General features: G+C 69.1%; 28 protein-coding genes. 13 read left to right on the top strand and 15 right to left on the bottom strand.

Annotated features, from left to right (window positions below; all coding sequences use genetic code 11):
• Nucleotides 1-26: 26 nt before the first annotated feature.
• The 8 genes from fliF to QSK32_RS17965 form a co-directional block, all read right to left on the bottom strand.
• Nucleotides 27-1,643 carry a flagellar basal-body MS-ring/collar protein FliF gene (fliF, locus tag QSK32_RS17930; protein WP_045740155.1) on the bottom strand — a complete coding sequence of 539 codons (1,617 nt, stop codon included), beginning with the start codon at nucleotides 1,641-1,643 and terminating at the stop codon, nucleotides 27-29.
• A gap of 1 nt (nucleotide 1,644) precedes the next feature.
• On the bottom strand, nucleotides 1,645-2,013 hold the full coding sequence (gene fliE, locus QSK32_RS17935) for a flagellar hook-basal body complex protein FliE (RefSeq protein WP_245673802.1): 369 nt from the start codon (nucleotides 2,011-2,013) through the stop codon (nucleotides 1,645-1,647).
• Nucleotides 2,010-2,402 carry a flagellar basal body rod protein FlgC gene (locus tag QSK32_RS17940; protein ID WP_045740154.1) on the bottom strand — a complete coding sequence of 131 codons (393 nt, stop codon included), beginning with the start codon at nucleotides 2,400-2,402 and terminating at the stop codon, nucleotides 2,010-2,012. Before QSK32_RS17940 ends, fliE begins: the two co-directional genes overlap by 4 nt.
• Before the next feature lie 2 nt (nucleotides 2,403-2,404).
• Nucleotides 2,405-2,752 carry a flagellar basal body rod protein FlgB gene (gene flgB, locus QSK32_RS17945; RefSeq protein WP_045740153.1) on the bottom strand — a complete coding sequence of 116 codons (348 nt, stop codon included), beginning with the start codon at nucleotides 2,750-2,752 and terminating at the stop codon, nucleotides 2,405-2,407.
• Between the two features lie 191 nt (nucleotides 2,753-2,943).
• Complete coding sequence (locus QSK32_RS17950; protein WP_045740152.1) at nucleotides 2,944-3,282, bottom strand: hypothetical protein; 339 nt, start codon at nucleotides 3,280-3,282, stop codon at nucleotides 2,944-2,946.
• Nucleotides 3,279-3,650, bottom strand: coding sequence for a flagellar export chaperone FliS (fliS, locus tag QSK32_RS17955; protein ID WP_045740151.1), 372 nt, complete (start codon nucleotides 3,648-3,650; stop codon nucleotides 3,279-3,281). Before fliS ends, QSK32_RS17950 begins: the two co-directional genes overlap by 4 nt.
• Nucleotides 3,651-3,698: 48 nt before the next feature.
• Nucleotides 3,699-5,078, bottom strand: coding sequence for a flagellar filament capping protein FliD (fliD, locus tag QSK32_RS17960; RefSeq protein ID WP_045740150.1), 1,380 nt, complete (start codon nucleotides 5,076-5,078; stop codon nucleotides 3,699-3,701).
• Nucleotides 5,079-5,189: 111 nt separating this feature from the next.
• The gene (locus tag QSK32_RS17965) at nucleotides 5,190-6,404 is read right to left on the bottom strand and encodes a flagellin N-terminal helical domain-containing protein (protein ID WP_045740149.1); all 1,215 of its coding nucleotides are present in this window, start codon (nucleotides 6,402-6,404) and stop codon (nucleotides 5,190-5,192) included.
• Between the two features lie 245 nt (nucleotides 6,405-6,649).
• On the opposite strand from QSK32_RS17965, the gene QSK32_RS17970 reads away from it, so the two are divergent.
• The 7 genes from QSK32_RS17970 (at nucleotide 6,650) to QSK32_RS18000 (ending at nucleotide 12,265) form a co-directional block, all read left to right on the top strand.
• Complete coding sequence (locus QSK32_RS17970; protein ID WP_045740231.1) at nucleotides 6,650-7,135, top strand: flagellar protein FlgN; 486 nt, start codon at nucleotides 6,650-6,652, stop codon at nucleotides 7,133-7,135.
• Nucleotides 7,135-8,559 (top strand): flagellar hook-associated protein FlgK, encoded by a 1,425-nt coding sequence (gene flgK / locus QSK32_RS17975; RefSeq protein WP_045740148.1) that lies wholly within the window; start codon nucleotides 7,135-7,137, stop codon nucleotides 8,557-8,559. Before QSK32_RS17970 ends, flgK begins: the two co-directional genes overlap by 1 nt.
• A 58-nt stretch (nucleotides 8,560-8,617) precedes the next feature.
• Nucleotides 8,618-9,526: a flagellin N-terminal helical domain-containing protein gene (locus QSK32_RS17980; protein ID WP_353050975.1), complete on the top strand. Its 909-nt coding sequence runs from the start codon at nucleotides 8,618-8,620 to the stop codon at nucleotides 9,524-9,526.
• Nucleotides 9,527-9,567: 41 nt separating this feature from the next.
• A complete protein-coding gene (fliW, locus tag QSK32_RS17985; protein ID WP_045740230.1) occupies nucleotides 9,568-9,966 on the top strand; it encodes a flagellar assembly protein FliW in 399 nt (132 codons plus the stop codon).
• A 90-nt stretch (nucleotides 9,967-10,056) separates the two neighbouring features.
• Nucleotides 10,057-10,302 (top strand): carbon storage regulator CsrA, encoded by a 246-nt coding sequence (gene csrA / locus QSK32_RS17990; RefSeq protein ID WP_045740229.1) that lies wholly within the window; start codon nucleotides 10,057-10,059, stop codon nucleotides 10,300-10,302.
• 249 nt (nucleotides 10,303-10,551) lie between these two features.
• Entirely contained in the window at nucleotides 10,552-11,298 is a 747-nt protein-coding gene (locus QSK32_RS17995) for a hydrolase (RefSeq protein ID WP_157410714.1), read from the top strand.
• A 73-nt stretch (nucleotides 11,299-11,371) separates the two neighbouring features.
• Nucleotides 11,372-12,265 (top strand): SRPBCC family protein, encoded by an 894-nt coding sequence (locus tag QSK32_RS18000; protein WP_045740145.1) that lies wholly within the window; start codon nucleotides 11,372-11,374, stop codon nucleotides 12,263-12,265.
• A gap of 129 nt (nucleotides 12,266-12,394) precedes the next feature.
• Here the strand turns inward: QSK32_RS18000 and QSK32_RS18005 are convergent, their stop codons facing one another.
• Both QSK32_RS18005 and QSK32_RS18010 read right to left on the bottom strand, forming a co-directional pair.
• Entirely contained in the window at nucleotides 12,395-14,161 is a 1,767-nt protein-coding gene (locus QSK32_RS18005; protein WP_285472590.1) for a sensor histidine kinase, read from the bottom strand.
• Between the two features lie 76 nt (nucleotides 14,162-14,237).
• Nucleotides 14,238-14,450 (bottom strand): DUF7455 domain-containing protein, encoded by a 213-nt coding sequence (locus QSK32_RS18010; protein ID WP_045740143.1) that lies wholly within the window; start codon nucleotides 14,448-14,450, stop codon nucleotides 14,238-14,240.
• A 106-nt stretch (nucleotides 14,451-14,556) separates the two neighbouring features.
• On the opposite strand from QSK32_RS18010, the gene QSK32_RS18015 reads away from it, so the two are divergent.
• Nucleotides 14,557-14,757, top strand: a complete 201-nt coding sequence (locus tag QSK32_RS18015; protein ID WP_045740142.1) for a hypothetical protein — start codon at nucleotides 14,557-14,559, stop codon at nucleotides 14,755-14,757.
• Nucleotides 14,758-14,866: 109 nt separating this feature from the next.
• On the top strand, nucleotides 14,867-15,265 hold the full coding sequence (locus tag QSK32_RS18020; protein ID WP_045740141.1) for a response regulator: 399 nt from the start codon (nucleotides 14,867-14,869) through the stop codon (nucleotides 15,263-15,265).
• 13 nt (nucleotides 15,266-15,278) lie between these two features.
• Here the strand turns inward: QSK32_RS18020 and QSK32_RS18025 are convergent, their stop codons facing one another.
• Together QSK32_RS18025 and QSK32_RS18030 are read right to left on the bottom strand one after the other, a co-directional pair.
• Nucleotides 15,279-16,046, bottom strand: a complete 768-nt coding sequence (locus tag QSK32_RS18025) for a class I SAM-dependent methyltransferase (protein WP_285472591.1) — start codon at nucleotides 16,044-16,046, stop codon at nucleotides 15,279-15,281.
• Between the two features lie 2 nt (nucleotides 16,047-16,048).
• Nucleotides 16,049-16,804, bottom strand: a complete 756-nt coding sequence (locus QSK32_RS18030; RefSeq protein ID WP_045740139.1) for an SDR family oxidoreductase — start codon at nucleotides 16,802-16,804, stop codon at nucleotides 16,049-16,051.
• Between the two features lie 135 nt (nucleotides 16,805-16,939).
• Between QSK32_RS18030 and mshA the strand changes: the two genes are divergently transcribed.
• On the top strand, nucleotides 16,940-18,244 hold the full coding sequence (gene mshA / locus QSK32_RS18035) for a D-inositol-3-phosphate glycosyltransferase (RefSeq protein ID WP_045740228.1): 1,305 nt from the start codon (nucleotides 16,940-16,942) through the stop codon (nucleotides 18,242-18,244).
• A complete protein-coding gene (locus QSK32_RS18040; RefSeq protein ID WP_045740227.1) occupies nucleotides 18,238-18,726 on the top strand; it encodes a type III secretion system chaperone family protein in 489 nt (162 codons plus the stop codon). The genes mshA and QSK32_RS18040 overlap by 7 nt, the downstream gene beginning before the upstream one ends.
• Here QSK32_RS18040 and QSK32_RS18045 read toward each other — a convergent pair.
• Together QSK32_RS18045 and QSK32_RS18050 are read right to left on the bottom strand one after the other, a co-directional pair.
• A complete protein-coding gene (locus tag QSK32_RS18045; protein WP_285472592.1) occupies nucleotides 18,723-19,901 on the bottom strand; it encodes an Ig-like domain-containing protein in 1,179 nt (392 codons plus the stop codon). The two genes, QSK32_RS18040 and QSK32_RS18045, sit on opposite strands and share 4 nt — an antisense overlap.
• Nucleotides 19,902-20,608: 707 nt before the next feature.
• Nucleotides 20,609-21,880 (bottom strand): MDR family MFS transporter, encoded by a 1,272-nt coding sequence (locus QSK32_RS18050; RefSeq protein WP_285472593.1) that lies wholly within the window; start codon nucleotides 21,878-21,880, stop codon nucleotides 20,609-20,611.
• A 137-nt stretch (nucleotides 21,881-22,017) separates the two neighbouring features.
• On the opposite strand from QSK32_RS18050, the gene QSK32_RS18055 reads away from it, so the two are divergent.
• Nucleotides 22,018-22,764: a phosphoglyceromutase gene (locus tag QSK32_RS18055; RefSeq protein ID WP_045740137.1), complete on the top strand. Its 747-nt coding sequence runs from the start codon at nucleotides 22,018-22,020 to the stop codon at nucleotides 22,762-22,764.
• A 70-nt stretch (nucleotides 22,765-22,834) separates the two neighbouring features.
• Here QSK32_RS18055 and phoU read toward each other — a convergent pair whose 3' ends face one another.
• Nucleotides 22,835-23,491 (bottom strand): phosphate signaling complex protein PhoU, encoded by a 657-nt coding sequence (gene phoU, locus QSK32_RS18060; RefSeq protein ID WP_045740136.1) that lies wholly within the window; start codon nucleotides 23,489-23,491, stop codon nucleotides 22,835-22,837.
• Nucleotides 23,492-23,690: 199 nt separating this feature from the next.
• Here phoU and QSK32_RS18065 point away from each other — a divergent pair, with 199 nt between their 5' ends.
• Entirely contained in the window at nucleotides 23,691-24,971 is a 1,281-nt protein-coding gene (locus QSK32_RS18065; protein WP_045740135.1) for a sensor histidine kinase, read from the top strand.
• The last annotated feature ends 25 nt before the right edge of the window (nucleotides 24,972-24,996 follow it).

The following is a 24,996-nucleotide window of genomic DNA, read 5'->3' on the forward strand; positions in this document are numbered from 1 at the left end:
GACTCCTGTGCGTCTGCATCGGACGATCAGCGGTTCGCCGCGTCGCCGGAGAGCCAACTGCGGATCATGGCGGCGGTCTCCTCCGGCTTCTCCCGGACCATCGCATCGATCTCGCGGTTGCGTTCCTCGCGGGCCGCACGGTCGCGGTCCTCGAAGTCGGCGCCCTCGAGCATGTTCGCGTTGGCGTTCATGTCCAGCTCGGCCTGACGCTGTGCCTCCAGGGCGGCCTGCATCTCCTCGAGGTGCAGGCGTTCCTCCTCGGTGAGCTGCTGCCGCTTCTTGGCGCGGCGGCTGGCCCGCCAGGCCAGGAAGATCAGCGCCAGGATGACGAAGATCAGTACTGCGGTCTGGATCAGTGTGCGCTGCTTGGCAGCCTTATCGGCGGCGATCGCGGCATCCAGAGAGCTCTTCGCGGCCTCGGCGGCGGTGGTGTCGAACGGCATGGCGGCGACCGCGATGCTGTCGCCCCGGGCCGGGTCGATGCCGGCCGCCGTGCTCAGCAGGTCCTGCACCTGGTTGGCGTTCACCCCACCCGCCACGGTGCTGTCCAGCAGCACCGAGACGTGCAGCTGGTTGATGCCGCCCGGCGCCTTCATCCGCTTCTCGACGCTCTTGTTGAGCTGCCGGTTGCGCACCTCGTTCTTGTTCGCGTACTGACCGGTCGAACCCGCGCCGTTGGGCACCTGGATGTTGTCCGGTCCGAGCACCCCGCCGTCGGTGAGGCCGCTGCCCGCGTACGTCTCGGTGCTGACGCTCTCCGACTGCGGCGGCACCGCCGGGTCGGCCGAGTAGTTCTCACTCGTCGTCTCGGTCTGGTCGAAGTCCAGCTCGGCGGTGGTGGTCACCGCGGAGTGGCCGGGACCGACCAGGTTGTCCAGCATCCGCTGCAGGGCGTCGTTCATCCGGTTCTGGAAGGCGACCGTCTGCTGCTCGGTGCTGTTCTCGCCACCCCCGCCGCCGACCGCCTCGCCGCCGCCGGTGGACAGCACCCGGCCGTCCGCGCCGGCCACCGTGACGTGCGTCGGGTTCAGGCCCTCGACGCTGGCCGCGACCAGGTGCACGATCGCCTGCACGTGCCCGTTGTCCAGTTGCTCGTTCGGCTTGGAGGACGCCACCAGCACCGATGCGGTCGGCTGGCTCTGGTCGTCGGAGAACACGTCCTTCTGCGGGATCACCAGGTGCACGGTGGCCGCCTCGACGCCGTCGATCGACCGGATCGTCTTGGCCAGCTCACCCTCCAGGGCCCGCTGGTAGTTCGTGTGCTGCATGAAGTCACTGGTGGTGATGCCCTGCTGGTCCAGCAGGGCGTACCCGGTGCCCTCGTCGTTGGGCAGGCCCTCGCCGGACAGCTGCAGGCGCAGCTCGTTGACCTGGTCCTGCGGCACCAGGATGGTCTGACCGTTGTTGGCCAGCTCGTACTTGGTGCCGGCGCCCTGCAGGGACTCGACGATCGCCGAAGCGTCCTTCTCGGACAGATTGTTGAAGAGGATCTGGTACGAGGGCTTCGAGGCCCACACGGCGAAGAAGTAACCGCCGACGAGCAGCGCGAGGACAGCGAAGATCGTGACGGCCTTCTGGCCCGGTGTGAATGCCCTGAACGTGTCGGTGACGCGGCGTACCGGCGCGGGAAGGCGGTCGGTCATATCAGGCCTGCATCCTCATGATCTCTTGGAAGGCCTCGAGTCCCTTGTTGCGCAACGAGATGACCAGTTGCAGGGCGAGGGACGCCTCGGTGGCGGCGATCGTGTACTGGGAAGGATCGGAGAGGGTTCCGTCGGCGACCTTCACGGCCAGGTCGTTCGCGGTGGTCTGCGCCTCACTGACCCGGGCGATGCCACGGGCCAGCATCTTGGCGAACTCGGCGTTCGGGCCGGTGGTGGCGAGCTCGTCGTCGTCGCCCGCGTCCGGGATCGGCGGCATCCACCGCGAACCCAGGAGGGTGCCGGAACCGCTGAGGCCGGTGATCCCGGCGAAACCCCCGATGGCGTTGATCGGCATGGTCACGCTGATCACTTCCCGAGGTTGATGGCAGCGGTGTACGAGTCCCGAGCGCGATCGACCACCGAAAGATTCGCCTGGTAGGCGCGCTGGGCCATCATCAACTGGGCCATCTGGGCGCCCAGGTCGACGTCGGGCCGGCGGACGTACCCCTCCGGGTCGGCCAGCGGGTTCGTCGGGTCGTACGTGAGCAGGCCGTCCGGGTTGCCGTACTGGATGCCGGCCACCTCGGCGCCGTTGCCGTCGGCCGCCTCGCGGGCCTGCACGTACCGGGCCCGGAACACCTGGTCGCCGGTCCGGGAGACGTTGTTCATGTTCGCGATGTTGTCGGAGACGGCGTCCAGCCACTTGCGGTACACGGTGACGCCGGTGGTGGCCGTGCCGATCGCGTTGAAGATGGGCATGATCAGGCTCCCTTGATGGCTTCACGCAGGGTGCTGTACTTGCCGTCCAGGGCCCGGATGGCGAGCTGGTACCGCAGCATCGTGTCGATGTGCGACAGCGTCTCCTCGTCGAGGTTGACGTTGTTGCCGTTGAGCCGGGTGGGTTCCAGCGACCGGTGCACGGTCGGGGTGGCCAGCGCGGGCGAGACGCCCTGGGCGACGGCGGTTTGCAGCGACTCCTCGAACATGACCTTCCGGGCCTTGAAACCCGGGGTGTCGACGTTGGCGATGTTGTTGGAGATCTCGTTCTGCCGGGCGGACAGTCCGGCCAGTGCGACACGCAAAGCGGTCGACGATCGGTCGTCGAACAAGGCGACTCCCTTTTCGATCCGTCAGGTCGCCGATCCGTGGCAATTCGGTGAGCAATCCGTGCTCGTACCCTGCAAATCGGCCTTTCGGGCGATTCACTGAGGGCATCCGCGCCCCGCACATGCAAAACGTCCCGGTACCCCCTCTTCGGGGGTTCCGGGACGTTCGGTGTCACATGTTTCGGTCTTCGGTCTCACATGGCGCGGTCGAGGTAGACGGGCCGTTTGACCGCTTCGCCGGTCTCGATGCGGGCGGTCATCGCGGCCTGCTGCCGGTTGCTGGCCAGCCGCCGGGCGATCTCCTCGGCCACCGCCAGTTGCCGGTCGAGGATCGCGTCGGCCCGCGGTTTGAGGTCGAGTGGTAGCGCGCCCATCGCGGCCGGCGGCCGCCACAGGTCCGACGGCGGCGGTGGTTCGGTGAGTCGCCGTTCGTCGGCGAGCATCGTCTCCGCCTCGGCGACGTCGGCCTCGAGCGCGTCCAGCGCGGCGATCCAGGCCGCCTGCCGGTCCTGATGCGCGGTCGTGGTGCTCATGTCGCCGACGCCGCCTCACGCCACGCGTCCCGCAACGGCTCCATCAGGGTCCGGCAGTTCGCCACCCGGGCCGGGTCGCGGGCGATGTTGGCGCCGATCAATTCGGTCAGTACGAAACCGTAGAGGCTGGCCAGACCGGGTGCGCCGTCCCAGGCCTCCATGTCCAGGCTGGTGCGCAGCTCGATGATGATCTCCTGCGCGTGTGTCAGGCGGCCGTTGGCGTCCTCCCGGTCACCGGCCAGCAGGTGCTCCTCGCCCTTGGCCATGTCCAGGATCAACCGGTCGTAGAGCAGCAGCAGCAGTTTCGCGGGCGAGGCCGTGTTGATGGAGTCCTGCAGGTATCGGTCACGGAGATTCGGAGCAGTCATCGTGATCCTCGGTCATAGGTGCCCGGCCGCCGGCCCCGGGCGAGGCGGTCAGCCCAAGCCGGCCAGCTGTCCGGACAGCCAGGAGGACTGGTTCTTCAGCTTGCCGAGTGCGGTCTCCAGGTCGGCGTAGGTCTTCTGGAGCGCCTCCTTCTTGGCGGCGAGCCGCACGTCCCAGTCGTTGATCTGGGTGTTGAAGTTGTCGATCTCGTTGTTGCGGCCCAGGATGACCGCCGTGACGGTCGACGACTGCTCGCCGGCCATCGTCTCGAACTTCCCGGCGAGCGCGGTGCCGGCCTCCTGGACGGCGACCGGGTCGGCGGCGTACGTGGTGGCGAACTTGCTCGCGTCGAAGGTCAGCTTGCCGGTGCGGTCCAGCGCGATGCCGAACTGGGCGAGACTGCCGTACGCGATCGTCGGCGGGTTGACGGTGGTGTCGCTGGAACCGCCGTCCGCGGGCGCGACGTACTTCGGGTTGTCGTAGGACAGTCCGCCGCTGACCGCGCTGAGCAGGTTCTGGCTGATCTGGCGGACCATGAAGTCACCGGTGAGCGGCGAGCCGATCCGGGTCGACGGGTCGTACGCGGTCTGCGCCCGGACGTCGGTCAGTGTCGCGTTGGCGGCGTCCACCATGGCCTGGAACTTCGCGGCGATCGACTCGACGTCGCTCTGCGCGTCGATGGTGACCCCGGTCTCCAGCTTCGAGACGGTCACGCTGACCCCGGACATCACCCCGGTGAACGTGTTCGAGGAGCTCTTCATCTCGTAGCTGCCGGGCGTCAGGTCGCCGTTGCCGTCCACCGCGCCGACCCGCAGGCGTGCGTCGGAGGCGGTGGCGACGTCGGTGAGATCCGTGTTGAGGCCGGCGACGGTGAAGGCGTTGTCGGTGCCGGTCTTGGTCGAGGTGAGCTGCAGAACGCTGTTGCCGTCGGCGGTGGTGACCACGCCGGCCCGGATGCCGAGGTTCTTGGTGCCGTTGATCGCGGCGGCGACACCGGCCGGGGTCTGGTCGGTGGTGGTGATGTCGATGGGTGCGTTGTTCCCGATGGTGATCTGGATGGTGCCGGTGTCGGTGATGTTCGCACCGGCCGGCACCTGCGCCGTGGAGATCTGGGCCTTGGCCAGCGCGATCACGTCGAACGTGGTGGACCCGGACAGCGAGTTGGTGCCGCCGGTCGCGGTGGCCTTGACGGTGCTGGAACTGGAGTTCGCCTTGACCGCGCGCCAGGTGCTCAGCTGGCCGAGGTCGTCGGCGGCGGTCTTGAGGGAGTTGAGTTTGCTGTTCACCGACTGGTACGACGCGACGGTCGTCTCCGCCGTCTTGACCTTGGACTTGAGCCGGTTCTGCGGAGCCGCCTCCACCTGCATCAGCGAAGTGATCATGGAGGAGGTGCTGAGGCCGCTGACGAGTCCGTCGACAGAGCTTGTCACGGGTTCCTGCCTTCCAACGTTGCCGCTAAACAACGGGGGTGACCGTTGCCGGTCACCCCCTCTGTTCGGTTGTTCCGTCGTGCGTTTCAGTACTGCCGGGTGGCAGTTCGGTTAGCGCAGCAGGGACAGAACGTTCTGCGCGGACTGGTTGGCCTGCGACAGCATGGAGGTGCCGGCCTGGGTCAGGATCTGGTTCCGGGTGAACTGGACCATCTCCTGCGCCATGTCGGTGTCACGGATACGCGACTCCGACGCCGACAGGTTCTCCACCGCGACGTTCAGGTTGTTGATGGTGTGCTCGAACCGGTTCTGCACAGCACCGAGACCTGCCCGGGAGTCCGAGACGTTGCGCAGGGCGCTGTCCAGGATGCCGATGGCCGCGGTCGGGTCGACGGAGAGGTCGATCATCTTGGTGCCGAGCGTGCCGGCGTCGACCGCACCGATCTGAATGTTGATCTTCTCGCCGGCGTTGGCGCCGACCTGGAACCGGCCGGTGTTGCCGCCGGTCGCGGTCATGGTCGTGTCGACGGTGGCGTCGATGCCCAGAGCCGTGAGACCCGCGGACGCGGCGGTCTGGAACTTGCCGGCGCCGTACATGCTGTACGTGGCGTCGCCGGACGCGTTCACCGACGCGGCCATGCTGACCTCGTTGCCCTCGTAACCGTTGTTGCGCAGGGCGGTGCCGAGGGCGTTGTTGACCTGAGCCGCCACGTCGGCGGGCGTCGCACCCGAGGCGACCGGCTGGACCGTGACCGTGATCGGTGTGGTGAGCGCCTTGCCGCCGACCTCGTTGAGGTCGAAGGTCCACGTGGTGCCCGCGGTCGAGACGGCAGCGTCGATGGTGGGCGCGCCGCCGGTGTTCGCGACCTGGGTGCCGGTGTACTTCTGGGAGCTGCCGAAGGTGCCGTCGAGCAGCTTCGACTTGCCGAACGACGTGGTCTTGCCGATCCGGTCCAGTTCCGCGTTGAGCTGCGTCATCTCCTTGTTCGCCGCGGCGGCCGCGTCCGAGTCGTTCGAGCCGCTGGATGCGGTCTGCACGGACAGGTCACGCATACGCTGCAGGATCGAGGTGACCTCGTTGAGCGCACCCTCAGCGGTCTGCGAGACGCTGACGCCGTCCTGCGAGTTGCGAACCGCGACCTTGAGACCGCCGACCTGGGAACGCAGGCCCTCGGAGATCGAGAGGCCGGCCGCGTCGTCCGCCGCCCGGTTGATGCGGTAACCGCTGGACAGCTTCTCCAGCGACTTCGACATCTGGTTGTCGGTGACCGACAGGTTCCGGTAGGCGTTCTGGGCGGCGATGTTCTGGTTGATACGAAGACCCATGAGTTGGTTCCTCCTTGAGGGGGTCGAGCCGGCCCGTCCGTGAGCCGATTTGCTACGCCCTGTTCTTCGGCTCGCCGCCCCCGACCTTTGAGACTTCTCCCGAAATTTCATGACGTTTCTTGGTCTGCCCAGCTGCGGCTCTCCACCGGGGTAAAGCACTCAGTGCCGCAGCGGACGTGCCGACCTGTCCGGATGAGCGGGTCCGCCGAACCGGGGACCCGAACACCGAGACGACGGAGGACCAGGTGAGCCTGACCGACCTGGCCAGTGTCCTGTGGCGTTCACGTGAACTGCTGGAGATGCTGCTGTTCAAGCTGGAGGAGGAGCAGCTGCTCCTTGCGGCGAACCGGTCACGGTGGCTCAGCCACGCCACTCGCGAAGTCGAGGTGGTTCTCGACCAGATCCGCCAGACGGAGGTCATCCGGGCCGCTTACGCTCAGGAGGTCGCCACGGAGCTCGGTCTGGGTCCCGACACCCCGCTCGGAGAGCTGGCCGACGCCGCGCCGGAACCCTGGTCGGAACTCCTTCACCAGCACCGCAAGGCGTTCCTTCTCCTGACTTCGGAGATCCGGACCCTGGCCGACGCCAACCGTGACCTCCTCACGGCCGGGCAGCGGGCAGCGCGCGAGACGCTGGTCGCCTTCGCCGATTCCGTGGAAACGTACGGGCCACAGGGCCAGACCGTCACCGGCGGCGTGCGCCGCCCCAGCCTGGTGGATGAGGCGATCTGATGGGCAGCACTTTTGGCGGACTCAACACGGCGCTGACGTCGCTGTACGCGCAACGCCGCGGACTCGACGTCACCGGCCAGAACATCGCCAACGCGAACTCCGAGGGATACACCCGGCAACGAGTCATCCTGCACGCGCAGAACCACTCCATGGTCCCGGGCGTCTACGTGACCCAGGACGACCTGGCCGGTGGCGTGAAGGTCTCCTCGGTGGAACGCATGCGTAATGCCGCGCTGGACCAGCGCAGCTACACCGAGCACGCGAACTCCGCGTACCACAACCAGCGGACGTCGGCGTACAACCTGATCGAGGACGTCTTCGGGGAGCCGAGCGACACCGCGCTGCAGGCCCGTCTCCAGGACATGTGGGACGGCTGGAACGCGGTGTCCGCCAACCCGGACAAGGCAGCGCCGAAGTCCGCCATGATCGAGCAGGCCACCACCGTGGCGAGCACGCTCAACGACGCCTACGCCTCGCTGAACAGCCAGTTCGCGTCGACGCGGTCCGGTCTGGACACGTACGTCAACGAGGTCAACAAGTCGGCGGCGTCGATCGCCGCCCTGAACAAGCAGATCGTCAACGCCACCAACGCGGGCCTGTCGCCGAACGAGCTGAAGGATCAGCGCGGCACCGAGATGACCCGGCTGGCCGAGCTGATCGGCGCGACCGCGACCGAGATGCCGAACGGCTCCCTCAACGTGTACGTCGGCAGCTCACCGATGGTCAGCGGCTTCCACCAGCGCCTGATCGAGATCGAGGCGGGCAGCGCGACGCGGCTGGAGGACCTGAAGACGGTCCAGGTCGCCCCGCGCTGGACCGACACCAAGACGGCGGTCGGCACCGGGGGCCAGATGGGTGCCGAGATGGAGCTGCTGGCCTCCGGCGGCATCGTGCAGAGCATGTCCGACCGCCTGGACAAGGTCGCCACCAAGCTCGCCGACACGGTGAACACCCTGCACCGCGCCGGGTACAGCATCGACGGCACCACCGGCCTGGACTTCTTCGTGGCCGGCAACGCCGATCCGCTCTCGGCGGCCAACATCAAGGTGGGGGTCACCGATCCGGACAAGGTGGCGGTCTCCTCCGGTGATCCGACCGGAACCGTGAAGATCCTCAACGGCATCGTCGCGGACGACCTGTCCGAGCTGTCCACGTCCCGGGTCGGCGCCGACGCGGAGTACCAGTCGCTGATCGGGGACCTGGGCGTGGCCGCGCAGTCCTCGGCCCAGCGGCGCGACATCCAGAACGCGGTGACCGAACAGGTCGACGCGGCCCGCGATGCCGAGTCCGGGGTGAACCTCGACGAAGAGATGACCAACATGCTGATGTACCAGCGTGGATACGAAGCCGCGGCTCGAGTGCTCACCACCATCGACTCGATGCTCGACCAATTGATCAACCGCACCGGACTGGTCGGTAGGTAGGAGAACACCATTCATGACTAGCCCGCGAGTCACCGAGAGCAGCATTCGAAGCCACGCCATGGCGGGGTTGCAGCGCAGCCTCACCCGTACCCAGATCGCGCAGGACCAGATCTCCAGCGGCAAGCTGCTGCACCGCCCGTCGGATTCGCCGACCGGGACGGTGACGGCGCTGCAGCTGCGCAGCGAGGTGCGCGCCAATCGCAAGTACTCGGCCAACGCCGACGACGCGATGGGCCGGCTCGGCACGGTGCAGGACACCCTGCAGAGCTCGGTCGAGCTGATCAACAAAGTGCGTGACCTGACGGTGGCGGCGGCGTCGGCCGGCGGCAGCAATCCGGAGGCGGACAAGGCCCGGGCCGCCGAGATCAAACAGATCAAGGGCACCCTGATCCAGCACGCCAACACCCAGTACCTGAACCGCCCGGTCTTCGGCGGGCACACACCGGACGCCGTCGCCTATTCGGCGACGGGGGAGTACATCGGTGAGGCGGCGGGTGAGGTGACCCGGTCGATCGGGCCGAACGCCAAGGTGCGGGTGGACACCCGTGGCCCCGAGGTCTACGGCACCGACTACGTGCTGGACGCGAACGGCGACCCGGTGCTGGACGCGAACGGCGATCCGACCGTGAACCCGATCCAGCTCTTCCACGTCTTGGACGACCTGCAGGCTGCCATGATCAGCGGAGACATCGACGGCGTGACGACTGGACTACAAAGCCTGGATAAGGCTGCAGAAACCCTGAAATCCACTCTTTCAGACGCAGGTGCCCGATATAATCGGGTTACCCAGATGAAGCAGTCCGCAGAGGATCGCTTGTCATCCGTGTCGTCGCAGCTGTCCGATGTCGAGGACGTCGACCTGCCGAAGGCGATCATGGAATTGCAGTTCGCGCAGACCTCGTATCAGGCCGCCCTGGCCGCCACGGCCAAGGTGATCCAGCCGTCGCTCATCGATTTTCTGAGGTGACCATGAGTATTCGCACCGCATCCCGACCGATTGAGGCCACCATGACCGATCCGGCGCTGGGACTGCCGACCATCACGATGGCGGTGCCCATGCCCGGATTCCCGGGGCACCGTGACTTCGTCCTGGTGCGACTCAACGAGGACGGTCTTCTCTACGCCTTCACGTCCCTGGACAACCCCGAGCTCCGTTTCCTGGTCGCCCCTCCGGAACCGTTCTTCCCGGAGTACGCGCCGGAGATCGACGAGAAGGTCCTGGCGGCGCTGAACACCCACGACCCGGACCGGCTGCTGCTGCTCACCATCATCACGGCCGGCCAGGACGAGACGACCGCCAACCTGCTCGCCCCGATCCTGGTGGACCGCGACTCCATGCGGGCCATGCAGGTCGTCCTCAGTGGATCGGGCTTCCCGGTCCGAGCGATCATGAACCGGAATTTCTGACCCGTTCGGCACAGGCCCAGGCGCGGTCGCGGTTCCGCCGCGGCCGCGCCTGGGCCTGTGCCGTCCGTTCCCTGGATGGAGGAGGCGCCGATGCTGGTGCTGACCCGGCGGGCCGGGGAGAGCGTGATGATCGGCGACGAGGTCGTGATCACGGTCCTCGAAGCTCGCGGCGACGTCATCAGGCTGGGGATCGAGGCGCCCCGCGACGTGCAGGTGCACCGCGAGGAGGTCTATCGCGAGCTGCGCGAGGCCAACCGTGCGGCCGCCTCGCCACCGCAGGAGGCGGTTCATGCGCTGACCGAGATGCTCGAGGGCAAGGCCGAGACGCGCGAGTGAACGACGACGCCCGCCGCCCATCGCGGCGGGCGTCGCGCGGTATGTGGGGGATGTGCTCGTGACCAGGGAAGACGCCATCCGGTCCCGGCGACGGGGGCCGGTGCTCGGCGAGTGCGGATCGGTGGCGGGGTCCGGCCGGCGGGGTGCACCCCACCTGCACCGGTCGTCGACCCCGTGGACAACGCCGGATCCGCAGTCTCATAGGCGGACGGGAGAAACCCGTTCCACAGGGTTGGGGGAGTCAGTGTGGTGACGGATCGCGAGTCAGGTGCCGACGCTGGTGCGCTCGGGACCGCCGGCGGGTTCGATCTGACGGTCGACGGCCACGTGCACACCGGCTTCTCGGCCGGCCGTGACGCGGTCGGCGTGGTGGTCTCGGCCGCCGACCGGGCCGGTCTCACCGCACTGACCTTCGCGGATCAGGCCGGGCCGGACGTGACGTGGATGAACACGTACGCCGACTCGGTGCGCCGGGCCCGGCACCGTACCGAGATGATCCTGAAGCTGGCCGTCGAGGTCGAGGTGGTCCGGGTGGACGGCTGGTTGTCGCTGCCCACCGACCTCACCCAGCTGGACGCGATCTCGGTGGCGGTCTCCGGTCTCCCCCTCGGTGACGTGGTGCTCGATCCGCGGGAGGTGCGGGCCCGGCTGGACGCCGGCTCGCTGAGCGTGGCGCAGACCGTCGAGTTGCTGGTGCAGACCACGGTGAAGGGCATGGAGCGGGCCTCGCGCTACGTCCCGTGTCAGCTCGCCCGCCCGCTGGCCCTGCTGGCCCAGGCCGGCGTGGACGACACCGCGGTCACCCCGGCCCTCGTCGGCGAGCTGGCCGCCGCGTGCCGGACGACCGGGACGATCGTGGAGGTCAGCGAGGCGTGGCGCAGCCCGTCCCCGCGGGTGGTGGAGATGCTCCGGGAGGCGGGTGTGACCCTGGTGGCCGCGAGTGACGCCCGGTACGCCGCCGAGGTGGGCCACTGGCAGTACCTGCGTCGCGTCTGAGCGAAACCGAACACGATAAGCACTCGTCTCCGTACTCTCTGTGATGCCAGCACTTCAGCATGGGAGAGTTGCGATGAGTATGGTTCAGCAGGCTATCGAGGTCAGTGCACCGGTTCACACCGTGTACGAGCAGCTCGCATCCTTCGAGAACTACCCGCGGTTCATGACCGGGGTTCGTCAGGTGACCGCCACCGGCACCGACCAGACCCACTGGATCATGGACGTGGACGGGAAGCGCCGCGAGTTCGACGCGCAGATCATCGAGCGGTCGCCGGACGAGCGGGTCTCCTGGTCGACCATGGAGGGCCCGCTGCTCGCGGAGACCATCACGCTGCGGCCGATGGGCGAGACCAAGACCCAGATCGTGGCGCAGCTGGAAGCCGACATCGCCTTCCTGATGCCGAGCGACCGGCATGGGCAGGAGTCGCTGGACCGCCGGCTGAAGGCCGATCTGACCACCTTCAAGGGGCTGGTGGAGAGCGGCGTGCTGGGCGGGCGCGCGATGCCCACCGGCGGCGCCAGCTCCAAGCAGATGTCCGGCCGTTCGATCCTCTCCGGCTCGGCGCCCAGTCCGGCCGCGGTGGCCGCCCGGATCCGCAACCGCAACGCCGCCACCGCGCCTTCTCTCGGTGGGCCGGCCGGGACCACCCGGCCCACGCTCCCCCCGGAACCGAGCCCCAGCCCCGGCGCGGGCTGGGGTACCGGAGCGGGCAACCTGAGCAACGCGGACCCGTCGGGTGCCGGGATCGCCGACAACCCGCTGCGCGACATCCCGACCGCCGCCGACATCGGTACCCCGTCCGCGATCGGTGCCGCCCAGGCCGCCGAGCGCCGTCCCGCCGCCCGCCGGATCTCCACCCCGGCCCGCTCGGCCGGGGTCTCCGGTTCGGCCCGGATGGGCGGGCGCAACCAGGGTTCCGACTCCTGGGGCGACGGCATGATCAACGAAGAGGAGCGCGGCAGCTGACCGCTCTCCTCAACCGTGGTGATCTCTGGCGCCCGCAGCGCCCGAAGTCACCACACCTTCTCGAGTGTGGTGACTTCGGGCGTCTACGGCGCCCGAAGTCACCACACCTTTGTGGGTGGACGCCGCAAATCAAGCCGGAGCGGACTCCAGATCGACTATCAGGCGGGCACCCTGCGGGGTGACCGCCTCGTACCGCACCGATCCGCCGTTCGCCTCCACCAGGTGCCGGACGATGAACAGGCCCAGTCCGGCGCCCTTGATGAACCGGCCGAACAGTCGCGGCAGCACCTCGTCCGGGATGCCCGTTCCGCTGTCCTCGACCACCAGGCGCACCGTCGTGGCGTCCTCGCGCCAGGCGCGTACCCGCACCGGCGGCGACCCGTGGGTCAGCGCGTTCTTCAGCAGGTTCTCCACCACGACGGCGACGTGCCCCCGGTCGGCCAGGGCGGTCAGCTCCGCGTCGACGGCGATGTCCACGTCGGCGCCGCCCCCGGCCGCCTCGGCCACCTCGCGCAGCGGCACCGGCACCCGCCGGGCGGTGACCTTGCCGGTGTCCAGCCGGAACAGCAGCTGCAGATCGTTCATCATCTTGATCAGCCGGCGGGTGTTCTTGTCGATCTTGGTGGCCAGTTCCAGCCGGATGTCGTCCGGCAGGTCCGCCCAGTCGTCGCAGAGCAGCTCGGCGAGACTGGCGATCGAGCTGATCGGCTGGGCCACGTCGTGGGTCAGCATCGAGGTCAGGTCGTTCTTGAAGGCGAGCGCCGCCGCCAGCTGGGCGTTACCGCGTTCCAGGTCGGCGGCGTGCTCGCTGAGCGCCTCCTCGGCGCGTTTGCGTTCGGCGATGTCGATGCAGGTCGCGACGTACCCGCGGGTGCTGCCGGCGGCGTCCGGGATGGCCGCCATGGTGGCCAGGACCGGCACGCGGGTGCCGTCGGCGCGCGGCAGGGTCCAGTCCAGGCCGGTGCCGGGCGGCGGCAGCGGCGGCGGTTCGGGCTCGTTGTCCGGGTTGCCGGTCAGCTCACGCCAGCGCCGGTTGACGTCGATGACCCGGTAGTTGACGTCGAGCACCATCACGGCCTCGTTCATCGACTGCAGCAGGGTCTGGGCGAACTCCTCGCGGTCGCGCAGCTCGGCGAGCAGGTTGCGCTGCCGCTGGCCGGCCTTGTCCAGGGTGCGGACCCCGAAGGCGAGCAGGGCGAGCAGGGCGAGGACGGCCAGGATGATCCCGGTGCTGACCGCCGCGGCGGCCGGGCTCACGCCGGTACGCCGCGCGAGCACGCTGGTCAGCGCGGCGACCAGGGAGGTGGCGACCAGGACGGGCGCCAGGCGGCGCAGCGAGAGCCGCGGGCCGGACGAGCCGAGGGTCCGCAGCGGCCCGCTCTCCGGCCGGGCCAGGATCGCGCCGGCGACCAGGGCGAACACGGCGAAGGCCTGATGTCGTGGCATCACGCTGTCCGTGCCGGCCGCGTCGAACAGCCGGGGGACCAGGGCTACCAGCGTGATGATCGCGGCGCCGAGGAGCAACGGGTCGGCGACGCGGAAGGCGCCCGCGCCGTCCCGCGGTGGCAGCCGCAGGTCCAGGGCGGCCAGCGCGAGTCCGGTGAGCGCCACGGCGACCGCGGCGGCCGGGCTGTCGCCCAGGCCGGCGGTGCCGAGGGCGGCGGCACCCAGGGCGAGGAGGGCGGCCGCACCGGAGCGGATCCGGCCGGCCGGCCCGGCGGCGATCGGTGCCGCGTGCAACAGCAGGGCGATTCCGGCCGGGAGGAGGGCGACCGCCGGGGCGGGAGACAGCCCGTCCGGCGGTACACCGTCGTCAAGCGTGCGCGTGTTCACGGCGCCGAGAACGGCGACCGTGATCCCGGCACACCCGGCGATCAGCCGGGACAGCCTGCCCACGCCATGCGCAGCGATATGCACATATACCCCCAAGACGTGAGGGAAAGAGCATAACGCGCGCCACCCGGGCGGGCGGTTACTTGCTCGGCCAGCTGAATCCGTCCTCGATCCGGATCCGGCTGGCCACCCGGGCGATGTCGGCGCGGTGCCGGTTGGCGTGGTGCCCGCAGAAGGCCAGGTCCCCGCCGGTGTTCAGGACGACCTCCAGCTTGGCGGCCGCACCACAACGGTCACAACGCTCGGTCAGCTCCTCGACAGTGTCGATCTCGGCCGACAGCAGTGTGGTCATATCGCTCTCCTTGCTCGGTGGCGGTGCAGCGGTCCTGACAGGGGGTAGTTCGGCCCCGCGCCGGGTGGATTTAGTGGTTCACCCTGTGATCAGTTTGATCAGAACCGTGGTCCGGAAAACCTGCAACGGACGAGCAACCGTCGCGAACCCGGGACGGTTCTCGTCCATCTCCACCGTTGTCCTCAACGACCAGGCGGAGCCGGTCGCGGCCGCTTCCCGGGACCTCCTTCGGGTGTACGCCGCGAACGTCACCGGCAACCCCGCCGCCACCTGCTGCTTCTGCGGACGGTCGATCGCCGGGACATGACCGCTGAACCGGCCGAGCGTTACCGGGCGTGCCTCTTCGCACCGGAAAGTGCCGTACGGGAGGGCCGCCGACGATAGCGTGAGAACGACCCCAGCCCGAGGAGGAGCGCATGTCCGAGGAGCCGGTCGCCGAGAAACCGACCGTCCTGGTCGTGGACGACGAAGAGGACCTGCGCGACATCATGCGCCGGCAACTGGAGCGCCGCGGATTCGCGACGCTCACCGCCGGCGACTCCCAGGAGACCCTGGCCCTGTGCCGCGACCACGTCGGCACGATCGACGTGATGGTCGTCGACCTGACGTTGCCGGACGCGAACGGCGGCGACCTCGCCGCCGACGCGGTCGCCGTACGCCCCGACCTCGGCGTGGTCTTCATCTCCGGCCTGCCCAAGGACATCGCCGTGGACAAGGGCCTGGTCGGCCCGGACGCGCTGCTGGTCAAGAAGCCGTTCACCGCCGACCTGCTGCTGCAGGCGCTGCGCGAGGTCCTGGACCGCAAGAAGGGCTAGACCGCAAGAAGGGCTAGGACGTCTGACCCTCGGCCGGCCAGGGGACGGTCAGTTCGCCGAGCCGCCAGCGGGCCGGGCCGTCGAGCACCGGCCACCCCTCGGCGCGCATCCGCCGCACCGTCGCCTGCCAGCGCTGCCGCGGACCGAACGGGGTCGCCTCGGTCTCCCACGCCCGGCCCAGCGAGCGCAGCAGCTCGTACACCGGGTGGCCTGGCACGTTGTGGTGGATCAGGGCCTTCGGCAGGCGTTCGGCGAACACCGCGGGATGCTCCAGCACCGGAAGCCGGGCGGACAGCGTCAACGTCAGCGGCGTGCCCCGCTCGACGACCGCCCAGGTGGCGATCCGGCCCAGTTCGTCGCAGGTCCCCTCGACCAGCACCGCCCCGGTGGCGGTCATGCTGCGCCACGCCTCGAGCACACCCTCCTCGGGGTACTGCCGGAGCACGTTGAACGCGCGGACCACCACCGGCGACAGCCCGGCCAGTTCGAAACCGCCACGCCGGAACTGCAGCCGCGGCGCCGCGGCCCACGGTTGTGCGGCGGTCACGCGTACCGGATCGATCTCCAGGCCGATCACCGTGAGGTCCGCACGGACCGTGTCCGCAAGCCTGGCCCGGAGTTCCACCGCCGTCACCGGCGAGGCACCGTAACCGAGATCGACCACCAGGGGCACGCTTGCTGCCTTCAGCAGATCCCCGCAGCGGTACGCGACGAAGTTGTCGACACGGCGTAGCCGGTTGGGATTGGTCGTCCCCCGGGTGATCGCGCCGACCGGTTTCACCGTCAGAGTTCCCGGTGCACCTTGTGCTGGGCGGCCTGGGCGATCGGGCGCACCACCATCCGGTCGATGTTGACGTGTTGCGGCCGGGTGGCGGTCCACACGATGCAGTCGGCGACGTCGTCGGCGACCAGCGGCTCCTTGACCCCGGCGTAGACCGCGTCGGCCTTGTCCCGGTCGCCGCTGAAGCGGTTGACGGCGAACTCGTCGGTGCGCACCATGCCCGGCTGGATCTCGATCACCCGGATCGGCCTGCCGGACAGTTCCAGGCGCAGCGTCCCGACCATGGCGGTCAGCGCGTGTTTGGCCGCGGTGTACCCGCCGCCGCCCTCGTAGGTGATGAAACCGGCGGTCGAGCCGACCGTCACGATCGTGCCGGCGCCGCTCGCCTCGAGTGCCGGGACCAGCGCCTTGGTGACGCGCAGGGTGCCCAGGACGTTGACGTCGTACATCCACTGCCAGTCGTCGACCGAGCCCTCGGCCACCGGGTCCACGCCCCGGGCGCCGCCGGCGTTGTTGACCAGCACGGTGAGCGGACCGTCGAGTCCCGCCACCGTCGCGGCCAGCGCGGCCACCGACTCGTCCGAGGTGACGTCGCACGCGACGGCGGTGGCGTCCGGCCCGATCTCCTCGACCAGCGCGTCCAGCCGGTCGGCGCGCCGGGCCGCGACCACGACGTGGAAACCCTCGGCGGACAGGCGGCGTGCGGTGGCGGCACCGATACCGCTCGATGCCCCGGTCACCACTGCGATGTTCTTCATGACCCGATCTTCCCTCATGACCTGGATCACCCTCGGTCGGCTGCGTAGTGGTTCCGGGGCCGCCGATGGGGAAGATGAACGTTGGAGCAACAAGTTTTCACACGCGACTCTTCTCATGCGACGCGGAGGTGGTCCCTGGTGGCCGAACCACGGGCCGGTGGCCGATGGCCCACTCCGCGGCGGATCGCCACGCTGTCGGTGCACACGTCGCCGCTGGAACAGCCGGGCACCGGTGACGCCGGCGGCATGAACGTCTACATCGTCGAGGTCGCCAAGCGTCTCGCCGAACGCGGGGTCGAGGTGGAGATCTTCACCCGGGCCACCGCGAGCGGCCTGCCCCCGGTGGTCGAGATGTCCCCCGGTGTGTATGTGCGGCATGTCACCTCCGGGCCGTTCGAGGGTCTGGCCAAGGAGGAGTTGCCCGCCCAGCTCTGCGGGTTCGCGGCCGGCGTGCTGCGGGCCGAGGCGGCGCACCCGCCGGGCCACTACGACCTGATCCACTCGCACTACTGGCTCTCCGGCCAGGTCGGCTGGCTGGCCCGGGAACGCTGGGGCGTGCCGCACGTGCACACCGCGCACACCCTGGCCAAGGTGAAGAACCGGTTCATCGCCGCCGGTGACCGTCCGGAACCCAAGGCCCGGGTGATCGGTGAGGAACAGGTGATCGCCGAGTCGGACCGTCTGGTGGCGAACACCCGGTTCGAGGCACAGGACCTGATCACCTACTACGGCGCCGACCCGGACCGGGTCAGCGTGGTGCAGCCCGGCGTCGACCTGGAACGGTTCCGGCCCGGCCCCGCGGACCGGGCCCGGTTCGGTCTGCCCGCCGACGGCACGGTGATCGCCTTCGTCGGCCGGATCCAGCCGCTCAAGGCGCCCGACGTGCTGATCGCCGCCCTCGCCGAGATGAAGGCGGCCGGCGACGAGGACGTGACCCTGGTGATCTGCGGCGGTCCCAGCGGCAGCGGCCTGGACCGGCCGTCCGCGCTGATCGAACTGGCCGGCACACTCGGGGTCGCCGACTCGGTGGTGTTCCTGCCCCCGCAGACCGGCGCCGGGCTGGCCGCCCTCTACCGGACCGCCGACCTGGTCGCGGTGCCGTCCTACAACGAGTCGTTCGGGCTGGTGGCGCTGGAGGCGCAGGCCTGCGGCACGCCGGTGGTGGCGGCCGCCGTCGGCGGTCTGGTCACCGCGGTCCGCGACGGGATCAGCGGTGTCCTGGTCGACGGGCACGAACCGGCCGCGTGGGCGCGGGTGCTGTCCGAGTTGCTCGCCGCGCCCGGCCGCCGGCGCCGGCTGTCGGCCGGAGCGGCCGCCCACGCGAGCAGGTTCTCCTGGGACCGGACCGCCGATGACCTCCTGCGGGTCTACCGTGACGCGGTGACCGAGCACCGGGCGCTGATCGCGGCGCGAGTGGAGAGGGCGGCGTGCGGATGGTGACCGACCTGATCGAGAGCGTCCTGACCGAGCGGGAACTCGAGTGGGAGTCCACCGGGGACGGTGCGTACGTGGTGTCGCTCCCCGGCACCCACAAACTGAAGACGGCCTGCAACCTGATCGTCGGCCGGCATGCGCTGCGGATCGAGGCGTTCGTGATGCGCCGGCCGGACGAGCGGCACGAGGAGCTGTGGGCCTGGCTGCTGCGCCGCAACGCCCGGATGTACGGCGTCGCGTTCTCCATCGACGCGGCCGGTGACGTCTACCTGACCGGCCGGGTCTCGCTGAAGGGCCTGGACGCCGACGAACTGGACCGTCTGCTCGGGTCGGTCCTGACGTACGCGGACGAGTCGTTCGACCCGATGCTGGAGATCGGTTTCGGTTCGTCGATCCGCCGCGAATGGGACTGGCGCCTCAAACGCGGCGAATCGACGGCCAACCTGCAGGCCTTCAAGCACCTGATGGCGGATCCGGACAAGCCCTAACGCTTGTACGTCCGGGTGGCCGTGTACTTCACGTTGCCCGCCTTGTCGTATGCCCGGAGCCGCACGGTGAACTTCTTGCCGTACTTCTTCGGGTTCACCGTGAACGCGTAACCGGCCTTGCTGTCGGTCTTGACCACCTTGCCGTTGACCAGCAGCTGAACCTTGGCGATGCCGTAGGTGTCGGTCGCCTTGGCGGTGACCGTGAATGCCTTCTTGACCGTCGCCTTGTTCTTCGGCGCCTTGCTGATCGACACCGTGGGCGCCTTGTTGTCCACGGTCAGCGACCGCTTCAGCACCGTCACGTTGCCGGCCGCGTCGGTGGCCCGCCAACCGAGCGTGTACTTGCCGTTCGGCAGGTCCCGGCTGTCGACGGTGACCGTCCGTGCGGTGCCCTGGCCGTATCCCCAGCTCTGTTTCGCGCTGTCCAGGGTGGCCGTGTAGTTGCTCAGCGGGCTTGCGTCCCGATATCCGCTGAGGGTGACCGTGAACGTGCCACGGACCGCAGCACCGGCGCTGGCCCCTCCGGTGATCACCGGCTTGTCGTTGTCGACGGTGACCGTGCGGTTCAGAGTCGTCACGTTGCCGGTGGTGTCCCGGACCCGGACCGTCATCGGTGTGCGCCCGTTGGCGACCTTCGCTTTCCAGCGCAGGTCGAGGGTGCCCTCGGTGGGCGAGTCCCGGCTGTCGACGACTTTGCCGCCGACGATCAGCTCGGAGCCGCCGAACGAGTTGAGATTGTCGGTGGCGTCGACGGTGAGGGTGCCGCCCTGCCCGATGTATCCGTCCCGCACCGGGAAACGGACGGTCAGGCCGGTCGGTGCCTTGTTGTCCACGACGATGGTGCGTGAGGTCGTGGTGGAACCGCCGGCGCCGGTGGCGATCGTGGTCAGCGTGGTGACGCCGTCGTAGCCGGTGGTGTCCCAGTCGACGGCCCACGGCGCCTCGGTGTCGGTCCCGACGTCGGTCCCGTTCGCCTGGAGCCGGATGCTGCCGACGTCGGAGAGGTCGGCGCCGGAGGAACCCTCGAAGGTCACCCGGGTGATGCCGTGGACATAGAAGTTCTCGGTGAACGCGTGCACCCTCGGCACCGCGGCGTGCGCGGGCGAGGTGGTGAGAAGAGTGGCGGCCAGGGTGGCCGCGGTGACGAATCCGGTCGTCCGGAGTGCGAGAGCCAAGACATCCCCCAATATCACTGCGACCGCAGCCTATAGCAGACGTTCTGAGGCTCCGATGTGGATCATCGTGAACCGGTGCGGGCCGGGGTGTGAACACGAGGTGAAGTGGCCTGTTGCGCAAGCCGTCTAGTCTACTGAGGACGGTCCGAGGTTTGGTTTCCCGGAGATCGGGCATCCCTCGCTATTCCCGTCGATCGGTAAGTGTGGTTATTTGCTCCATCCGGGGAGCCCGGACGAGTGATTGGCGCATCCTCCGATCGGTTGGATGTTGGGGAATGTGACGGTTGAGACAGATGTCGACACGAAATCGGGTTGTGAGGCTTGACGGCCCCAACTAGCGTGGTCGATGGACGCCGAACCGTCAGTTCGGGGAACGGGTGGATCAGCAATGGTCGCCGCGGATCGGCGTTTGGGGACGGGTGGCATGAGCCGTTGGGGGACGGCGCGACCCGAGACCGGCGGTTAGTGCGGGCGGCGCCTATGGGGATGGGTGCCGCCCGCCGCCGCCGGCGCTTTCATTTCTGAACCATCTTCACGCGTGAGTCGATCGAATGGCTCACGCGTTTTCTGTTGTTGGTCTTCGTGGGTTCTGCCCGTTTGTGTGTGTCCGCCGTCAGTTCGCGCGAGACGAAAGGACGGTTTGCGAGGTCCGAGGCGCGTTTTGGCATAACGTCCGATCTGTTCCGTTGCCGGGGTCGCGGGGTCGATCAAGAACTCTTTCTCTCGGCCGCGACACCGGCCTCCGCGAGGTCGTCGGCCGCGCGGAGCATCGCCGCGTTCCGCTGTTCGGACCGGCGGGCACGGGCCGGGCCGGCCAGCAGATGACCCACGGCGGCCAGGGCGCACAACGCGAACGAGCCCACCCACAGCACCACGTCGCCGCCGTGTTGCAGGATCGCCCCGCCCAGCACCGGGGCCAGGGCACTGCCCAGCTGCCAGGCCAGCGAGTTCAGCCCCTGGTAACGCCCCCGGAGCGCCGACGGGGACAGCATCGCGACGGTGGTGGCGTTGCTCGGGGACTGCAGCATCTCGCCCAGGGTCCAGACGACCACGGTCAGGCCGTACACGATGGGGGTCTCGGCGAGGGCGACCAGCCCGAAGCCGGCGCCGATGAGCAGGGTGGCCACCGCCAGCACCCGGGAGCTGTCGCGGCCCTGGATCAGCCGCGGCACGAACAACTGGCCCGCCACGATCAGGACGCCGTTGACCGCGATCACCGTGCCGTAGGTGGAGGCGGTCAGGCCGTCGGCGAGCATGCTCAGCGGCAGCATGGACAGGTGTTGCATGACGACCAGCACCGACATGAAGGTCAGCACCAGGTAGACCAGGAAGACCCGGTCCTTGAGCGCGGCGCCGAGGCCACCGTGCGGCACCGCGGGACCGGCCGTGCGGGACCGGACCGGTTGCGTCTCGGCCAGGAACATCGCCGTGATGATCGCGGTGACCGCCGTGGTGGTCGCGTCGACGACGAACAGCAACGTGTAGTCGAGGGTGGCGGCGAACCCGGCGATCACCGCGGCCAGTGCGAACCCCAGGTTGATCGCCCAGTAGTTCAGCGAGAACGCCCGGACCCGGTCGTGGTCGGGCACCACGTCGACGAGCATCGCCGAGATCGCCGGGCGGGCCGCCTCGGCCACCAGGCCCAGCAGGAACGTGACGACGGCGATCTGCGCATAGGTGTGCGCGAAACCGAGCGCCAGCATCAGCGCGGACGCGCCGAACTGGGCGGTCAGCATGGTCGGCCGGCGGCCCCAGCGGTCGGCGAGCACCCCGCCGGCCATCGTGCCGAGCGCACCGCCCGCACCGTAGAGGCCCACCACCAGGCCGGCCTGGCTTTGCGTGAAGTGCCGGTCGACGGTGAGGTAGATGCTCAGGAACAGCACCACGAACGAGCCGAGCCGGTTGATCAGCGTGCCCACCCAGAGGAACCAGAACTGCCGCGGCAGCCCACCGGCCGTCTGCTGTAACCACGCCCGCACGCGAAACCCCCGGTAAGTGATGATCAGTGCTGATTCCCCTTACAACCTAGGCGGTGGCGCAACCGGGTTTCCATGTGGCGGCGGCCACGTGCCGGGTGGCCCGTACAGCGTGACCGGCCACGAGGGAAGATGTGGTCATGACTGGAACCCTGGTGCTGCTGCGGCACGGCAACAGCGAGTGGAATGCCAAGAACCTCTTCACCGGCTGGGTCGACGTGGACCTCGACGCCAAGGGTGAGGACGAGGCCCGCCGCGGCGGTGAGCTCCTCAAGGAGCAGAACGTGCTCCCCGACGTGGTGCACACCAGCCTGCTCCGCCGCGCGATCCGGACGAGCGAGATCGCCCTGCACATCACCGACCGCCACTGGATCCCGGTGAAGCGCTCCTGGCGCCTCAACGAGCGTCACTACGGCGCCCTGCAGGGCAAGGACAAGAAGCAGACCCTGGAGACGTACGGCGAGGAGCAGTTCATGCTCTGGCGCCGGTCGTACGACGTCCCGCCGCCCCCCATCGAGGACGGCTCCGAGTTCTCCCAGGCCGGCGACGCCCGGTACGCCGGTCTCGCCCCGGAGATCCTGCCGAAGGCCGAGTGCCTGAAGGACGTGCTCGAGCGGGCCCTGCCCTACTGGTACGACGCGATCGTCCCGGACCTGCGGGCCGGCAAGACGGTGCTGGTCGCCGCGCACGGCAACTCGCTGCGCGCGATCGTGAAGCACCTGGACGGGATCTCCGACGACGCGATCGCCAAGCTGAACATCCCGACCGGCATCCCGCTGCGCTACGACCTCGACCTGGACCTGCGCCCGGTCACCAAGGGCGGCACCTACCTCGACCCGAAGGCCGCCGAGGAGGCCGCCGCGGCCGTGGCGAACCAGGGGCGCTGACCTTTCCGCTTCGGCGGGACGACGAGGGCCGGGACACCCCCGTGGTGTCCCGGCCCTCGTCGGTTCGGAGTCAGTCCTCCTGCGCGCCCACCTGCTCACCGGTGATCAGGTAGATCAGGTGCTCGCCGATGTTGACGGCGTGGTCGGCGTACCGCTCGTAGAAGCGGCCGAGCAGCGCGCCGTCGATCGCGGTCTCCGCGCCGTACGGCCAGTCGTCCGCCAGCATGATCTTGAAGAGGTCGCGTTCGAGGTCGTCGATCGCGTCGTCGTCGGTCTCCAGGGTGGCGGCGACCGCCACGTCGGGAGCGCCCAGCAGCTCGGTGATCTTCTCGGCCATCCGGTCGGCGACCTCGGCCATCCCCTTGAACGTCGGCCGCAACTCGGCCGGCACCGCGGGCGACGGGTGACGCCGCGACGCCGTCTTCGCCACGTGCTCGGCCAGGTCGCCCATCCGCTCCAGGTCCGCCCCGATGTGCAGAGCGGTGATCACCCGGCGCAGGTCGGAGGCCACCGGCGCCTGGCGCGCGATGGTGTCCGCCACCTTCAGCTCCACCTGGTCGAACAGCTTGTCGACCTCGGAGTCGCGCTCCATCACCGCCTGCGCGGCCTCGAGGTCCGCGGTCAGCAGCGCGGACGTCGCCTTGCGCAACGCGGCACGCACCGCCTCGGACATGGTCACCAGCAGGCGGCTCACCTCGATCAGGTCCGCCTGGTACTCCTCGCGCATGTTTGTGATCCCGGTGTTCGGGGCCGGCCCGATTAGCCGGTGCCGGCCGGTGTGTGCTGCTCACGCTATGGGCGCCCCACGGCGCGAACATGAACAGCGGTGAACGACGCCGGGCGCAGTGGTGAACATTATTCGACGCGCGCCCGATTCGTACCTTTGGTCCTGTAGCTCAGGTAAACAATGACCCTACGATCGCAGCGTGGAGTGGGAATACGCCGTAGGCATGGTCACTGCCGCGCTCGCCATCGGGGCGGGTGCCGGCCTGACCTTTGCGCGGTTCCGCGGTACGGGCGGAACCGCCCGGACCGGGTCGCTGGAGGGGAGAACCGCCATCGAACCGGACGACGATCGCCCGGGAGGCAAGAACAGCCTCAAAGGTCTCGGCCGAAAAAGCCTGGACTCGCTGCGGGTGGGAGTCGTCGTCCTCGACGCCGACGACTACCCCGTACTGGTGAATCCGGCAGCCCGAGCCATGGGCCTGCTCCGGTCCGGCGGGGCGCCGGGCACCATCGCCGCCCATCCCATCCTGCGCACCCTCGCCGGCCAGGTCCGCCGCACCGGCGTCCGCCGCGAGGTCGAACTCGACCTGCCCCGCGGCCGGGCCGGGAACGCGCACGCACCCCTCGGCCTGCACCTGCGGGCCGTCGCGATCAGCGCCACCCACGTGGCCGTCGAAGCCGCCGACGTCACCGAGGCCCACCGCCTCGCCCGCGTCCGCCGCGACTTCGTCGCGAACGTCAGCCACGAACTCAAGACCCCGATCGGGGCGCTCCAACTCCTCGCCGAGGCACTGCTCGACGCCACCCAACTCCCCGACTCGGCCCCCGAGGCCCAGTCCGAGGACCTGATCGCCGCCCGCCGTTTCGCCGAGCGCATCCACCACGAGTCGGCCCGGATGGGACGCCTCGTCACCGAACTGCTCGAACTGAGCCGGCTGCAGGGCGCCGAACCGTTGCCCGACCCCGAACCGGTCTCCCTCGACTGGGTGATCGCCGAAGTCATCGACCGCACCCGGACCACCTCCTCGGCCAAGAGCATCGAGGTCGTCTACGACGGGCCCAAGGGCGCGACCGTCTACGGCAGCGACAGCCAGATCGCGACCGCCGTCACCAACCTCGTCGAGAACGCCATCGCGTACTCCGGCGAGGACACCAAGGTCTCACTGGCCCTGCGACAGAGCGAGGACTGGATCGAGATCGACGTCGCCGACCAGGGCATCGGCATCGGTCCCCAGGACGTCGAACGCGTCTTCGAACGCTTCTACCGGGCCGACCAGGCCCGCTCCCGTGCCACCGGCGGCACCGGCCTCGGCCTGGCCATCGTCAAACACATCGCCACCAACCACGGCGGCCGCGTCGACGTCACCAGCGAACTCGGCGACGGATCTACGTTCACCCTGCGCCTACCGGCGCGTCCCCCGGAAGCCCCCTCGTCGTCACCGACGACGATTGAGATCGAGTCCGGTGTGGCCGGGCGCTGACCCGGCCACCGACGACGGAAGGAAC

The sequence above is a fragment of the Actinoplanes sp. NBRC 101535 genome (assembly GCF_030269225.1).
Lineage (GTDB): Bacteria > Actinomycetota > Actinomycetes > Mycobacteriales > Micromonosporaceae > Actinoplanes > Actinoplanes rectilineatus.

Excerpts from the sequence above, each read along its gene's own strand:
- fliF (WP_045740155.1), bottom strand. The coding sequence starts at position 1,643 with ATGACCGACCGCCTTCCCGCGCCGGTACGCCGCGTCACCGACACGTTC.
- QSK32_RS17940 (WP_045740154.1), bottom strand. The coding sequence starts at position 2,402 with ATGCCCATCTTCAACGCGATCGGCACGGCCACCACCGGCGTCACCGTG.
- QSK32_RS17950 (WP_045740152.1), bottom strand. The coding sequence starts at position 3,282 with ATGAGCACCACGACCGCGCATCAGGACCGGCAGGCGGCCTGGATCGCC.
- fliS (WP_045740151.1), bottom strand. The coding sequence starts at position 3,650 with ATGACTGCTCCGAATCTCCGTGACCGATACCTGCAGGACTCCATCAAC.
- QSK32_RS17965 (WP_045740149.1), bottom strand. The coding sequence starts at position 6,404 with ATGGGTCTTCGTATCAACCAGAACATCGCCGCCCAGAACGCCTACCGG.
- flgK (WP_045740148.1), top strand. The coding sequence starts at position 7,135 with ATGGGCAGCACTTTTGGCGGACTCAACACGGCGCTGACGTCGCTGTAC.
- QSK32_RS17980 (WP_353050975.1), top strand. The coding sequence starts at position 8,618 with ATGGCGGGGTTGCAGCGCAGCCTCACCCGTACCCAGATCGCGCAGGAC.
- fliW (WP_045740230.1), top strand. The coding sequence starts at position 9,568 with ATGACCGATCCGGCGCTGGGACTGCCGACCATCACGATGGCGGTGCCC.
- csrA (WP_045740229.1), top strand. The coding sequence starts at position 10,057 with ATGCTGGTGCTGACCCGGCGGGCCGGGGAGAGCGTGATGATCGGCGAC.
- QSK32_RS18000 (WP_045740145.1), top strand. The coding sequence starts at position 11,372 with ATGAGTATGGTTCAGCAGGCTATCGAGGTCAGTGCACCGGTTCACACC.
- QSK32_RS18010 (WP_045740143.1), bottom strand. The coding sequence starts at position 14,450 with ATGACCACACTGCTGTCGGCCGAGATCGACACTGTCGAGGAGCTGACC.
- QSK32_RS18020 (WP_045740141.1), top strand. The coding sequence starts at position 14,867 with ATGTCCGAGGAGCCGGTCGCCGAGAAACCGACCGTCCTGGTCGTGGAC.
- QSK32_RS18030 (WP_045740139.1), bottom strand. The coding sequence starts at position 16,804 with ATGAAGAACATCGCAGTGGTGACCGGGGCATCGAGCGGTATCGGTGCC.
- QSK32_RS18040 (WP_045740227.1), top strand. The coding sequence starts at position 18,238 with ATGGTGACCGACCTGATCGAGAGCGTCCTGACCGAGCGGGAACTCGAG.
- QSK32_RS18055 (WP_045740137.1), top strand. The coding sequence starts at position 22,018 with ATGACTGGAACCCTGGTGCTGCTGCGGCACGGCAACAGCGAGTGGAAT.
- phoU (WP_045740136.1), bottom strand. The coding sequence starts at position 23,491 with ATGCGCGAGGAGTACCAGGCGGACCTGATCGAGGTGAGCCGCCTGCTG.